Below are 13,833 nucleotides of genomic sequence, written 5' to 3'. Positions count from 1 at the left end.
GCTATTGGGTATTTACATTTTGAATGATTGCCAATAAATCAATATAATGGTACTCATTTCCATCTCCTGAACTTTTAAAACTAAATGTTTGATTGGTGTTTTGAATTTTATAATGACTTTCTTCTATTTCTTCATCCTCTTTATTGACTGGAAAGGCATTTTGTAACTGCCCAAGTTCTTGAAAATATTGAAATGAATTTTTCAAATCATCAATTTTAATCTTGCCCTTATATAATCCTATTACAGAAACTTTTCCTACAAACAAATCATCAACACTATAAGAACTCTCAAATTCACTTTCAAATGTTAGCGGAATTTTAATAAGTATATTATCATCTCCGTTAGAATCTCCTTTGATTTTGTAAGCATAATCTTTAAACATAGAATTGAATAGATTATTCATATCAAACCCATTAGTACCTGGTGCTACCAAGTCTTTAAAAGCCCCGCTGTTGATAAATTTTACAATTCTCAATTCATCTTCATTTTCAAGACTTAGCTTGATATTGTCAATTCTTAATAATTCTCCTTCTTGAATAGTCGAGAAATCATTAACATTTTTTGATTTTTCAATTACATCATTCAGTATTACTGATTTTGTAGTCTTGATTTCAAAAGTTTCAAACACTTTTTTTGCCCTTGAACCTTTTAGCTCCCCAGATGCCTCTACATCCCCTAATTTGAACCAATCCATGAAGTTGATACCAAGCTTTGCTTTCATTGATGCTTGTCCTTCTCCCGACACATCTTTTGTTACTTCCTTATTCAAAGAAATAACATTGCTAAGCATCATTTTTATTTCGTATACTTTCGGAAAATTGATATAGTAAATATTGAAAATCATTATAGCTGTTTTATATTATATATAATTATTCGTTAGTCTTCTCCTCAAAACTCTCCAATTCCCTGTTCACTTCTTCTAATAATTGTTGTTCCGTTGGCAGATAAAGTTTGTATTGGCTTGCGATTATCTGTTTTTGATTTTCGGGTAATGTGAATTTTACTACGGCATCATTTTTATTAGCACAAAGCAAAATCCCTATTGTTGGGGTTTCGTGTGGCAACTTTTCAATGCGGTCATAGTAGTTCACATACATCTGGAGTTGTCCGATGTCTTGATGTGTAAGTTTAGTGGTTTTGATTTCAATGATTACAAAACATTGTAACAAGCGGTTGTAAAACACCAAGTCCACAAAAAACTCATCGCCCTCAATATGTATTCTTTTCTGCCTTGCTACAAACGAAAAGCCGTTTCCTAACTCCAACAGAAAATCCTGCAAATGCGTAATAACCGCACTTTCCAAATCTCTTTCGTAATACGATGCTTCCCGTTTCAAGCCCAAAAATTCCAAGAACATCGGGTCTTTGATGATTTCCTTAGCATCGGATGGTTGCTTTTCATTTTTGGCAACTGCCAATACACTTTCCTTATCGTTACTCAGCAAAAGACGTTCATACAAGCTGCTATATACTTGCCGTTCCAATTGTCTTGAAGTCCAATTGTTTTTAACGGTTTCAGCGATATAAAACTCTCTTTGTTCTTGATTATCGAGGCGAATTAGTAGCTTATACTGTGTCCAACTCAATTGCGAACGCAGTGCGTTCGCAATTGGAAAAGTGCGGTAAAACTGCCTAAAAAGTTCAATTTGTCTTTTTGAAAAGCCACTTCCGAACTCAGGTTCTAACTCTTGAGCGATAAATTGGGTAAGATACTTACCATAATCCGCACGGTCTTTTCCCTCTTGTTCTTCCTCAAAGATACGTTTGCCGATGTGCCAATACATCAAGGTTCGTTGATGGTCTACTGCACGGATAGCATTGTCCTTTGATTGGACAATGATGGCTTTTATGTCTGCTATAATAGATTGGTTTTTAAGCATTATTTTCGCTCCTACTTCAATTTGTAAATATATGAAAATGAACCCTCACATTAACTGGATGCAAGCTAATTTATTTAGGATGATTAGTACGAAAAGTAGTATTGTTTGGCTGCTAAAGGCTTCATTTGGCACTTGCGAATACTTTCCAAAAGAAAATATAAAGCCATTCTAACAACGGATACAAGATAATGAAGCACTATAAGTCCCGAAAGGTTGCCTCCCTCTATAAATCTTTGTCCATATATTCTTCCAGAGAAGATTTCAGTTGGTCTAAAAATGCAGTTCGGGAACCGCTTCGGGTTTTCATTCGGTGGAAAGAATGGTGCAAATCTCCCAAAGTAATTTGAAACAATTTTTCCAATACCAAACTGACTTTTCGTATGCCTATTTTACCATAGGAAATAGAACCGTTCGCATAAAGGGCGTAAATCAATTCTGTTAAGGCATTTTTGGTGTCTGTCCAAAGAACGTCATCTGATGAAATACCTTTTGCAGAAAGGGAACCTCCTGTTTCATCGTCGTTAATTTTTTGGATGATGTAGGTATAGAGTAACTCGTTGGCTATTATACGAGCCACTTTGTTGTCATAATAAGTTGAAAAAAGTGGGTCAATTTCAAAAGCAAAACTGTTCAGACCGTCGTGGAAATTGATATTGCCTAACCTAAAATACGTTTCATCACGGTCAGTTCTTCCTGAACGGTAATATCTGTAAAAATCTGAATTGTAGATATGCTCCTTGTATTCCTGTTTTAATCCCTGCAACTGTTTTAAAAAATAACTTGCATACATTTTCCCTCCGTCAACAGAACAAGTTGTTTGTATGCGGAATATCTTATTGTGGTAAAAGAGTTTGGAGAGGATGTACGGTTTAATATTGCGGAAGAAATTGATTTCCTCCCAATGGTTTTTAAATCCTTGCTTTATAACACGTTCTCTTATCGACAATAAGTATTCTTTCAGGTATATCATCATTTGGTACGCTTCATCAATTACATTAGGTGCAGACAGTGAAATTGCATTTTCTTTTCGCTGTATCTCTGAAATAATATGATTTAATGAAAATGTCATTTCTGTTAGTTTGTTTCAATCTTCAAACCGTTGATTGCTGTTTTCAATTTGTTTAGTGTTTCGTAAAATTTTTCCATTTGATTGGCGGATACTTTGTTATTTATTCGAAATGACCAGAACAAAAAAGGATGGCAAGGCGATTCCTTATGAAAGTTGACTCTCAATACCCAATTCAATTTTTGGATTTTGAGCAAATACAATTAGGATTAAAGCTCATCGGATAAAGAAGCGTTTGTTTGCAGACTTCATTCAATGAACTTAAAATCCTTGTTGGATAAATCTATTATTGTGGCTCTTCAATCTTAAACATTTTCACTCCATTTGTCATTTGCTGATGATGGAAATTATGGTTATGAGGCTCTATTGGCGAAATTGAACTGAAGGCATCAAGTTCAGATAAAACCTCATTTGGCAATGTCAAATTTATAGCTTCAATAATTTCTTTCATTTGATGTACAGAGGAAACTCCTGCAATCGGAACAATTGACGTTACGGATTTTCTTGCTTTATGAAATAGCCATACATACGCCAATTGAGTGACAGAAATATTATGTTCCTTGGCAATTGCCGTTAATCTTTCTTTTAATGTTATATCTACTTGATTAGGTCTTCCAGATTCAGTCCAATGCGGTAAATGAGAAAAATTGTGTTCTATTGAACGCCCAAGAAATCCACCACCCAACGGCGACCAAGCCCCGATTCCAATTCCGAGTTCTTCCGCCATTGGGATAATTTCATATTCTGCTGTTCGTTCCGCAATACTATATTCGTGAGAAATGGCAGTAATCGGAACATAATTTTTGAATGTAGATAATGCAGAGCCGTAGGCGATTTTCCAAACAGGAAAATTAGACAAACCTCCGTAAAGAATTTTTCCCTCTCTTACTAAATCATCTAATCCACGCAGTATTTCGTCTATCGGTGTTGTTCCGTCATAGGCGTGCAACCAATACAGGTCAATATAATCAGTGTTCAATCTTTTTAGGCTTTGTTCTATGGCAACACGCATTGCTTTTCGGCTGTTTCCCAATTTTGCAAAACCTTCCGTTCTATCCCTGCCTACGGCATATTTGCTGGCAATAATAAAATCATCTCTGTCACTTCCTACAAATTCGCCAATCAAGGATTCGGATTTCCCTGCCTGATAACCTTCTGCGGTATCTATGAAACGTCCGCCTGCATCAGCGTAGGTTTTGAAAATTTCATAATAATCTTGTTTTGTATGTTTTGAATGACCAGTTAATCCTGCTCCTAATGATAATTCCGAAACTCTTAATCCTGATTTTTCGGAAAATAGCTTGTATTTCATCTCTATAAATTTTAAAATTAATTAAATCAATCCTGCAAATTTTTGAATTGGTGTTGGGTCGCCAACAATTGCTTCAATTGTGTTTCGCTCATTAAATAGTTGCCAATGTTTTTCGGCAACGTCTTCGGGAAAAACCAAAGAAATTCCGTCGCCTTTATCCTGATGTTCTTGTCCTTTTTCAACAACCCAACCTGCAACCATTACAATACCTGCATAAATTCCGTCAGTTTTCAAATCTTGATGTAAAACTCTCGCATAATTCAATAATGCCCCGATTGCCACCCCTATACTTGCGGTAAACGTTACAGGATATAAAGCGGATACTGCCGTGGTAAACAGAATAGCCCCGTTTCTCTTCTCTATCAATTCGGGTAAAACTTCTTGTATAGCGGCAACAGCACCCAACAAATGGAAATTCAGCTCTTTTTGCAGATTGATTACATTGATGTTTCTTGGTGTTTGTATATCGTCATAAACTGCAGGGCTGTATTCCAGAACATCAATTCCGCCAAATCTTGACTTTACATTTTCCAATGCACTTTTAAGAGATGTGTGATGTAGCACGTCTGCTGTAAATGCCTCGATTTTAATTCCTTTTTCGGACAGAGATTTTACGATAGGTAAAAGTTTGTCTGCATTTCTGGATATTAATGCTACTTGAAAGCCCTCTTTTCCGAAACGTTCGGCAATGGCTTTTCCTATACCCGAACCTGCACCGATAATTACGATTGTTTTATTCATTTCCCTCTTATTTTTATTTATGCAAATTTAGTTACCTTTGCTAAGGTTTTATTAGTAGTTAGTAAAACCTTAGTGGTAATGTTTTGCTTAGTGCAATGAAAAATCAGCAAATATTAATAGATACAGATACACCGACAACATCGGAATGTACAACCTATTCATCGGCAATGGACGATGCTTTATATGCAATTGGCGGGAAATGGAAACTTAGGGTAATTACCGCACTTTTGGACGGAGCAAGGCGTTTTAACGAATTGCAACGCTCCATTAAAGGAATTTCTGCAACTGTACTTTCTCACGAGCTAAAGGAACTCGAGTTGAACGGATTTATCAAAAGGATTGTTTACGATACAACACCTGTTCAAATTGAATACCAGCTTACAGAATACAGCCATACGTTGAAAGATGTCGTTGTTGCTTTAAGCAAATGGGGCGTAATGCATCGAGAAACGATTAGGAAAAGGGGTTGATAGGTACTTGTTTTTTTCGGACGACATATAGCGTGTTTAAGGAGATAATATCAGAGAGTGTACCCTGAACTGTGTCACTGGAGAAACGAGTAAAAAACAATAGATTCGTAATCCAATTGACAAATGAAAGAAAAAGAACCCTTTGACTTCGAGCGCTTCAAGCAGGAAGCGATGGAAGGTCTGTATGCCGGCAAGAAGGCCGGTGGTACGGACGGTGTCTTCGCACCGTTGATGAAACACCTGTTGGAGTCGATGCTCGATGGCGAGTTGGATCACCATCTTGAGGAGCAGAAAGCCTCCGGAGCATCGAACCGCCGTAATGGCAAGAGCACAAAGACGGTCAGGAGCATGAGTGGCGGCAGTTTCGAGCTGGAGACCGGCCGAGACCGCGGAGGTAGCTTCGAGCCGAAGATCGTGCCCAAGCGCCAGTTGATCATCACCGAGGAACTGGAGGGCAATGTTCTGAGCATGTATGCCCGTGGCATGGGCACGCGTGCCATCAGCGACTACATCCGGGAAATGTATGCCATGGAGATATCGGCCACGGAGATATCACGTATCACCGATGCGGTACTCCCACAGGTCACCGAATGGCGCAACCGTCCACTGGATGCGGTTTATCCCTTCGTGTTTTTGGACTGCATGCACTACAAAATCCGGCACAACGGGTCTGTGGAAACCCGTGCGGTCTACAACATCCTGGGGATTGACATCGATGGCCGCAAGGACCTGATCGGCCTTTACCTGTCGGAAACTGAGGGGGCCAAGTTCTGGCTTTCGGTACTGACCGACCTGAAGCAGCGTGGCGTGGAGGATATCCTGATTGCGTGCATCGATGGCTTGAAGGGCTTTCCCGAGGCCATTGCCTCTGTTTTTCCCAATACCCGTGTGCAGCTTTGCATTGTCCACCAGATCCGCAGCAGCATGAAATACGTGCCGGATAAGGAGAAAAAGGCCGTCATGGAAGATCTCAAGCCCGTCTATAAGGCCGTGAACACCGAGCAGGGTTATGAACGGCTGCTGGAATTCGAGGAAAAGTGGGGCGGTAAATATCCGCTTACGGCCAAATCCTGGCTCCAGAACTGGGACAACCTCTCCACGTTCTTCGAGTACGGCGGGGATGTCCGCAAGGTGATCTACACCACCAATCCCATCGAGGGGATGCACCGGCAGGTACGCAAGATCACCAAGACCAAGGGGGCTTTCACCTCCGAACAGGCGCTGCTGAAACTGATGTACCTGGTGATCCGGGAAATCACTAAGAAATGGACAATGCCTATCCACAATTGGGGCTTGACCATCTCGCAACTCTATATTAAATTTGGTGACAGGCTACGGCTGGGTCATGATAGTGTTTAGGTTGATCCAGATGACACAGTTCACGTTACACTACCTAATATCATAAATACTTATTCCAGTTGACGACGTTTTACAATCTCCTGTCTTTCTTCTTTTTCCTTATTCGGTAGGCAAACTGTTCTTTCTCGTATTCTTCGCCTTGCGCATCGGGCAACAGGCTGAACAATCCCAAATCCGAATTAGGCGAATGTTCTTTTGGATAAATTCCTTTTTTGACCATTTTATTTTTTCAGATGCTTAGCTTCAAATTCTTCGGTTAACTGAATAATTTTTTGACACAATATTGCCATTTCTGCCGTTTGCTTTTCTAACTTATAAAGAAACGCTGCGGCTTTTTTCTCGGAAAAATGATGATATAACATCTTCACGATTTGGTTGTAATTTACCCCAATGCTCCTGAACCGGCTGTGAAAAATGGTCAATCGCATATAGTAATCCATTGTAACCTTATCCACCTGTACCGTTTTGATTTCTTTCCCAAACAATACGGAAGTAATAAATTTAGCCTTTGTATGGACACCGGATTTCTCAAACATTGCTAAAAATCGGTCGTTTTCTTCATCGGTAAGCCTGAACATATACCTGTTTTGTGCAGGGTTAAGCTTTGGTTTTCTACCGCCTTTGTTCCATTTTTTTCTTTGATTTTCTTCCATAACAATCCATTTAAAATCTGTAACCATTCGACTTCGGAGAAATGGTTTAGCTCCCTGCGTAAGGGCAAGTGGTTTTGAGCAGCGGAATTTATTTCGAGCAGCTCAAAACACAACTTGCCGTGTTCCGATGAACACAATAATCCGTTTTGCAAACGGATTGGAGTTAACCGAAAAAACAACCGCTTCCGATTACAAAGTTCGATAAGACTATTTGAATAACAGCTATTTACAACCACGACAATGAACGCCAAATAGTGCCACTTATTGCCACTTTTATTTGGATTGGGGTTGTCTTGACGGTGCGTTCCTTCCTCTTAAAATTATTTTCCAAAAGAAAAAAACAGAAAAAAAAGAAAGCCATTTTAACAAGGCGGACAGGCGTAAAACCAAAAGGAAACGGAATAAGTCCCGAAGGGTGACAGGGCAATACAACAACCCCGCGAAGCTACCTTATTTGCCCTGCCATTATGCCGTAGTCTTTTGGTTGGGCGGTGCGGTGGCTGTCCGCCTTAGCTTTGCTACCTTTTTATTCTTTTTTGGAAATGGTTTTAACTTCTTTCATAATAATATTCGGCAACTGAACGCCAAATGCAACCTCTGACTGCAACATTGGAAAGTCGAACACCCTTTAGAAGTAATTTCAAAACTGAAGCTGATTGTCAGCTTCACTTTTTTTACGAACATAAAGGAGGAACAGCGATGGAAAACAGTGAGAAAAACAAGGAAACTCCCGAAATCGACAAGACCATTTTGGAAATTAACGAGCAGAGGGAACGTGAGAAAGAGGAAAAATTTGTAGATTTAATCATTGAGATTATTGTGTCAGCAACGTTAAGGGAATACTATGAAAAGAGCGATAAGATACCTACGGTTCAGCCAACTCGGACAAAGTAACGGTTCAATAGAAAGACAGGAACTCTATACCGACCAATGGCTAAAATTCAACAATGTAGAATTGGTAGATACCTTTATCGACAGGGGCAAAAGCGCAAGGACTTTTGACCGCCCCGATTTCATCAAATTGAGGGAGTTTATAATCAAGCACCATCGAACGGTGGATTATCTTTTGGTAGACCAACTCGACCGTTTCAGTCGTGATGCAGGGGAAGCAATGAGCATGGTGAAGCTCCTGCAACAGAAATACAGCATACAGGTTGTAAGCGTAACCGAGGGAATTACCTTTGATTATGACACGCCCGGCAGTTTCTTCCGTGCAGGCTTGCAGTTGTTGCTTGCCGAAGAGGACAATATCAATAGGAGTATCAAGGTCAAGGGCGGTATTTATACCGCAAAAGCCAAAGAGGGAAGATATGTTTACAAAAATGCACCGTTCGGGTACAGGAAAGAGGGAGAACGCAAGGAACGGCGGTTGGTCATAGAGGAAACAGAAGCCAAGATAGTACGCTTCATCTATGATGCTTATCTAAGAGATACACCGCTCTATATGATAAAGGAACAAGCTGGGCGGTTGGGCTTTCCGACAAAGGGCAATATGGCTATCGAGCGTGTACTTAAAAATCCGACCTATGCAGGCTTGCTGAAAGTGGAAGCCTACAAGGATTATGCAGGCGGTCTGTTTGACGGCATTCACGAACCTATCGTTGACAAAACCACTTGGATAATGGTACAGGAGAAAATGAAACGCCCCGAGAAGACAAGAACGGTCATAGACGATGAAATCCCGTTGCGTGGGGTATTGAAGTGCCATTGTGGAAATCCACTATCTGGCGCACCGTCAAGGGGCAAATCGGGCAAGTATTTCTATTACTACAAATGCAGGCACTCCAAGCACAACAATATAAGTGCGATAAAAGCCCATAACCAATTTTTGGAAGCCTGTGAACTGATGAGCCTGCCGAGTGCAAGGGTAAGGAAGATTAGATCGGTAACGAAAAGTTCGCTCGATTCGGAAATGGAAAGCAACCGTAAAAAGGTCATCGAAAAGAGAACCCAATTGCAGGAAGTCGAGGAAAAGCTGTTTTCGGTTGAGGAAAAATGGATAAAGAACGAAATCAACAAGGATACCTACGACCGTTGGTATTCGATATACAATAATGAGATACTGAACCTCAAAGGAGCGATTGAACGGTTAGGCAGCGACAAGAGCAAAGCATTCGGCATATTGGAAGACAACCTTAATCTTTTAACGGATATGCGCCACGTATATACCACGTCCGACACCCTGCAAAAGAGGGAATTTGTAAATATGGTGTTCGACAGCAATCTATACTATGAAAATGGTATTTATCGAACACCGACCATGCTCGGCTTGTTATCGCATAACCACATGAAAATGAAAGAAAAAGGATTGCTGATTTACGAAAAAAAAGAGGGTCTTCTTGATGAAGACCCTCTCANTGCTGATTTACGAAAAAAAAGAGGGTCTTCTTGATGAAGACCCTCTCAGCGGAAAGTGAGGGATTCGAACCCCCGGTCCTGTTACAGACAACGGTTTTCAAGACCGCCGCATTCGACCACTCTGCCAACTTTCCAGCGGCAAAGATAGAAAATATATTCAAATAGCACAGTCTTATTTTACGTTTGTAGAAAGGTTTTATCATTTATTAAATTGACAACGACTAGTCTTTCCGACTACACAGGAAAACAGCCTCGTGTGCCAAACAAAAGCACAATCCTAACGTTTATAATAGGTATAAACTACGTATGAATACAATACTCATCCCTCTTGATTATGCTGCGGGCACACAAAATGCGCTCCAATACATCGCTAGTGCCCAACATGATATACCCTTCTCCCGAGTCGTCCTATTGAAAAGCACTTATACATCCGTTTTTCAACCGATCATTTCTACGGCAGAATACCTATGTTTAGACGGGGATACGTTGGAAGCCGGCCGACAAGAATCTGCCGAATATATGGATAAAGTAACGGAAGAGTTGGTAACCAATGCCGGCGCGCAGATTGCTGTTGATCACGCCCTCAGCGAGCTGCCGATGGTACGAGCGCTTATACAAGTCATCAAACAAGAATCGCCAGATTTGCTGGTGTTAGGGAACACCTTAGAAGACCAAGAAGGCTTTATAAACAATAATCTCATAGAACTGGTTACGGTAAGTACCATACCCGTTTTGGTGATTCCTTCGAACGCAAAATTCAGAAAATTAACTAAAATACTGTTACCGCTAGACTTTGATGAGCTAAACCGTCTCGTTGCCTTCGACCATCCACTATTTACCCATTATGGAAAAGACCTGCGATTACACGTTTTTAGTATAAAAAAAAAGCAGCGTGATTTAACCGAAGATTATAGAAAGCTGTCCGCTTTGCTTCTGAATTTCAACTTCTCCATACACTATACAGACGAGGAAGATATTTTGGAAGGTATATTAAACTTCGCGGAGAAAGAAGATATCGACTTGATAACTTCACTTCCTGGAAAGTATAGTTTCTTTAAAAAGCTAACACATCGAAGCATTACACACGCTATAGCACACAATTCTACCCGTCCGGTTCTCATATTGAAACAAACATAGCAGAAGTAGTTAATGAAGTCATAAACAACAAGCGTCAAAATACTACAAAGCTGTCGGTTCGACGACCAAGCCAAATCCAACGCCATATTGCGAAAACGTTACTTTGCATTTTTCAACGTCTCCGCCACTCTTTTAATGTATAGATAGTTAGCAGATCCTCCAATAATTCCACCTACAATTGGTACAAGCTTTTTGGAAGCCCTAGTGCCTATGTTAACTATTAACTTTTGAGCAACTTCTTCCATAGCGGTCTTTGTTACAACGACACCCGCGTCGCTCTTCAAAGAACGGACTACCAATTCAAAAAAATCGTCAAAGCGAACTTGGTAACGTCCCGTTTTTTGATAAGTAATGGCTAGCGTGACACGGAATTGTTGTGTTACTATATTAAGTGTATCCAAAGGGATGCCAACGACCATAAACCCAGCACCGCCGACTCCAGTAATCGCCCCCGAACCGGCAGCCAATATTGCGCACTGATTGATAAACTTCTCTAAGCCCAACTGATCGACGCCTTTTTTTATTCCAAGCTGATCAATCCTTTTAAATATTTGTGCTAACCCTTCATGAGAGAGGTAGTTGAAGCCGTCCGTTAATTTTTCCTTTGTTATCTTTATGTCGATAGACAGGAACTTAAATTTACCCATGATCTCCCAACGTTTTTTCTACTCGTTGCCTAATACAAAGATAGACAATTACCTTCATCAATTATTTTAACTGTAGTATAACGATCTGCATTTCTCTTTCCCAAGCAACCCCTATCCAAATGGAACGACGAAACGTTCAACCTCGCCACACCAAATAAAAACCGACACACATGTTCAAGCTCAATGGGACGTATATGCAGATAAAAAGTTCGACCATATGCAGTCCTGGTAATCGGTCGCCATATGAAAAATTAAACCAACTCCAATGATTCGCGTTTTAGGAAAAAAAAGTAATATAACGTAAAAAAACACAGCATAATATGTATGCAGGGGATGATATCCTATACTACACCTATTAGCATCAAACACGGGATCAGACAGTAAGTGATCTAAATCCACCGCCATGGTTGCTATCATGATTAACCAAGCCTTTTTCCAGTCTTTTCGAAAGAACAACCAGGCCAACACTCCTGGAAATAAAAAATGTAGACTATAATGTACGATTGTCTGAACGATCTTTAATGATATCATCTTTAAATTTTCTGAATGGGTTGCGAACAAAAATACCGAGGATCCACGCTGATCTGCTGCATAGATCAATTATAGCGATAAAATCTTTATATTGGTGAGAATCTAACATATAATGATGTCTTTTTTACGACCAAAGCGGCTGAAAGGAAGTAAAATGGCGATAAGCATCTACGCTGCGCTCGTTACATTCTGCACCTATACGTTGATTTTCGGCTACCGCAAAGCGTTTACGGTAGCGACTTTTGAAAACATAACTATTTTCGGATATAGTTATAAAACAACATTAGTAATCGTTCAAGTACTGGGATACATGCTAGCGAAACTCTATGGTGTAAAATATATAGCTGAATTAAGGAGAACAGGTAGAGGGCTTATTATTCTATCACTCACGGCCATTGCTTGGTTCAGTTGGCTTGGCTTTGCGCTGACACCTGCGCCGTATAATGTAGTTTTTCTTTTCATTAACGGCTTTCCGTTAGGCATCCTGTGGGGAGTTGTGTTTTCTTATGTCGAAGGTCGCGAAGGAACCGATTTTATAGGCGCAGCATTAGCGGTCAGCTTTATTTTTGCTTCCGGATTTGCGCGGTCTGCCGGTGGATGGATTATGTTAACGTTTAATCTTTCCGAATTTTGGGTTCCCTTCTGTACCGGACTTTTGTTTTCCTTACCCCTCATCCTGCTTGTGCATCTAATGGAAAAAATTCCCTCGCCGGATGCAAGCGATACGATCAAAAGAATGGTGCGTAAGCCTATGGACGCACAACAAAGGCGCTCCTTTATAAAGACTTACCTCCCTGGATTAGTAGCGTGTATACTCATTTACACAATCGCCACGATTTTCCGGGATATCCGCGACAACTTTGGCGCTGAGATGTGGAAGGAAATGAACTTCGACAAGCAACCGGCACTTTTCTCGCAGACGGAAACCCCTATTACCTTAATTATATTGGTACTTATCGGCGCGATGGTGTTAATAAAAAACAACTTTAAAGCACTTCTAATAACACACGGCCTTATTGCTTTCGGTTTTGTATGTGTAAGCGTCGCTACCCTAACATTCCTTTTTCAGCTCTTGCCCTCATTCACTTGGATGCTGCTAACCGGGCTAGGTTTATACATGGTTTATATTCCCTTTAACGCGATTTTTTTCGATCGACTTCTAGCTGCTTTCAAACATACGGGAAATGTGGGCTTTTTAATCTATTTGGCAGATGCATTCGCCTACGTAGCAAGCCTCTCCGTCCTCATCTCGAAAGAGGTTTTACAGGTTAAGTTAAGCTGGGTGTCGTTTTTTTCGAACAGTGTACTCGGACTTTCCGCTTGTGGCTTGCTTCTTACTGCTTTCTCTGCTTACTATTTTAGAGCAAAATATAGAAAAATGTAGTAGGTATAAGCGATGGGCTATAGGCTGTATGCGTTAGGCTATAGGCATTACGCTATAAGCGGTAGGCTTTAGGCTTTAGGCAATAGGTTATAGCCGACAACAACCGGGACGCCCGGCAGGCTTTTTAATTATTGATATTCTATCTGGTTTTTCAAGGCATCAATGAGCCCTCCGGGTTTTGACTTATGACTTTTGACTTTTGACTTAATATAACAAAAAAAGGCCGCCGTGCATCTGCACAGCGGCCTTATCAAATAAAAATCGGCACCGACCTACTCTCCCACATGTTACTGCA

15 protein-coding genes and 1 tRNA gene are annotated in these 13,833 nt (G+C 40.4%); 6 read left to right on the top strand and 10 right to left on the bottom strand.

Translation table 11 applies throughout. The features are described from left to right. Nucleotide 1: 1 nt before the first annotated feature. The 5 genes from EPX21_RS18120 to EPX21_RS18100 form a co-directional block, all read right to left on the bottom strand. A complete protein-coding gene (locus tag EPX21_RS18120) occupies nt 2-793 on the bottom strand; it encodes a hypothetical protein (RefSeq protein ID WP_134091110.1) in 792 nt (263 codons plus the stop codon). 76 nt (nt 794-869) lie between these two features. Further along, the gene (locus tag EPX21_RS18115) at nt 870-1,880 is read right to left on the bottom strand and encodes a YhcG family protein (protein ID WP_134091093.1); all 1,011 of its coding nucleotides are present in this window, start codon (nt 1,878-1,880) and stop codon (nt 870-872) included. A gap of 223 nt (nt 1,881-2,103) precedes the next feature. After that, a complete protein-coding gene (locus tag EPX21_RS18110) occupies nt 2,104-2,949 on the bottom strand; it encodes an RteC domain-containing protein (RefSeq protein WP_134091092.1) in 846 nt (281 codons plus the stop codon). Between the two features lie 283 nt (nt 2,950-3,232). Continuing rightward, on the bottom strand, nt 3,233-4,258 hold the full coding sequence (locus EPX21_RS18105; protein ID WP_134091091.1) for an aldo/keto reductase: 1,026 nt from the start codon (nt 4,256-4,258) through the stop codon (nt 3,233-3,235). A 21-nt stretch (nt 4,259-4,279) separates the two neighbouring features. Further along, nucleotides 4,280-4,999, bottom strand: coding sequence for an SDR family oxidoreductase (locus EPX21_RS18100; RefSeq protein ID WP_134091090.1), 720 nt, complete (start codon nt 4,997-4,999; stop codon nt 4,280-4,282). Nucleotides 5,000-5,094: 95 nt separating this feature from the next. On the opposite strand from EPX21_RS18100, the gene EPX21_RS18095 reads away from it, so the two are divergent. Continuing rightward, nucleotides 5,095-5,469: a helix-turn-helix domain-containing protein gene (locus tag EPX21_RS18095; RefSeq protein WP_134091089.1), complete on the top strand. Its 375-nt coding sequence runs from the start codon at nt 5,095-5,097 to the stop codon at nt 5,467-5,469. Nucleotides 5,470-5,592: 123 nt separating this feature from the next. Next, nucleotides 5,593-6,828: an IS256 family transposase gene (locus EPX21_RS18090; RefSeq protein WP_134091088.1), complete on the top strand. Its 1,236-nt coding sequence runs from the start codon at nt 5,593-5,595 to the stop codon at nt 6,826-6,828. 70 nt (nt 6,829-6,898) lie between these two features. Here the strand turns inward: EPX21_RS18090 and EPX21_RS22790 are convergent, their stop codons facing one another. Beyond that, on the bottom strand, nt 6,899-7,048 hold the full coding sequence (locus EPX21_RS22790) for a hypothetical protein (protein ID WP_166670810.1): 150 nt from the start codon (nt 7,046-7,048) through the stop codon (nt 6,899-6,901). Between the two features lies 1 nt (nt 7,049). After that, entirely contained in the window at nt 7,050-7,481 is a 432-nt protein-coding gene (gene mobA, locus EPX21_RS18085; protein WP_134091087.1) for a conjugal transfer protein MobA, read from the bottom strand. 588 nt (nt 7,482-8,069) lie between these two features. Between mobA and EPX21_RS22970 the strand changes: the two genes are divergently transcribed. Both EPX21_RS22970 and EPX21_RS18075 read left to right on the top strand, forming a co-directional pair. Beyond that, nucleotides 8,070-8,375, top strand: a complete 306-nt coding sequence (locus EPX21_RS22970; RefSeq protein WP_206106105.1) for a hypothetical protein — start codon at nt 8,070-8,072, stop codon at nt 8,373-8,375. Next, nucleotides 8,326-9,873, top strand: coding sequence for a recombinase family protein (locus EPX21_RS18075; RefSeq protein ID WP_134091086.1), 1,548 nt, complete (start codon nt 8,326-8,328; stop codon nt 9,871-9,873). The genes EPX21_RS22970 and EPX21_RS18075 overlap by 50 nt, the downstream gene beginning before the upstream one ends. A 15-nt stretch (nt 9,874-9,888) precedes the next feature. On the opposite strand, the gene EPX21_RS18070 is transcribed toward EPX21_RS18075, so the two are convergent. Then, nucleotides 9,889-9,973 (bottom strand) — tRNA-Ser (locus EPX21_RS18070). A 172-nt stretch (nt 9,974-10,145) separates the two neighbouring features. Here EPX21_RS18070 and EPX21_RS18065 point away from each other — a divergent pair. Further along, nucleotides 10,146-10,976, top strand: coding sequence for a universal stress protein (locus EPX21_RS18065; protein ID WP_134091085.1), 831 nt, complete (start codon nt 10,146-10,148; stop codon nt 10,974-10,976). 98 nt (nt 10,977-11,074) lie between these two features. On the opposite strand, the gene EPX21_RS18060 is transcribed toward EPX21_RS18065, so the two are convergent. Both EPX21_RS18060 and EPX21_RS23150 read right to left on the bottom strand, forming a co-directional pair. Continuing rightward, entirely contained in the window at nt 11,075-11,623 is a 549-nt protein-coding gene (locus tag EPX21_RS18060; protein WP_134091084.1) for a hypothetical protein, read from the bottom strand. Nucleotides 11,624-11,803: 180 nt separating this feature from the next. Then, nucleotides 11,804-12,154 (bottom strand): DUF6122 family protein, encoded by a 351-nt coding sequence (locus EPX21_RS23150; protein ID WP_134091083.1) that lies wholly within the window; start codon nt 12,152-12,154, stop codon nt 11,804-11,806. Nucleotides 12,155-12,266: 112 nt separating this feature from the next. On the opposite strand from EPX21_RS23150, the gene EPX21_RS18050 reads away from it, so the two are divergent. After that, complete coding sequence (locus tag EPX21_RS18050; protein ID WP_240768725.1) at nt 12,267-13,538, top strand: DUF5690 family protein; 1,272 nt, start codon at nt 12,267-12,269, stop codon at nt 13,536-13,538. Nucleotides 13,539-13,833: the final 295 nt, after the last annotated feature.

The organism is Olivibacter sp. XZL3, from assembly GCF_004368405.1.
GTDB lineage: Bacteria > Bacteroidota > Bacteroidia > Sphingobacteriales > Sphingobacteriaceae > Olivibacter.
This window is presented reverse-complemented; position numbering and strand designations above follow the sequence as displayed.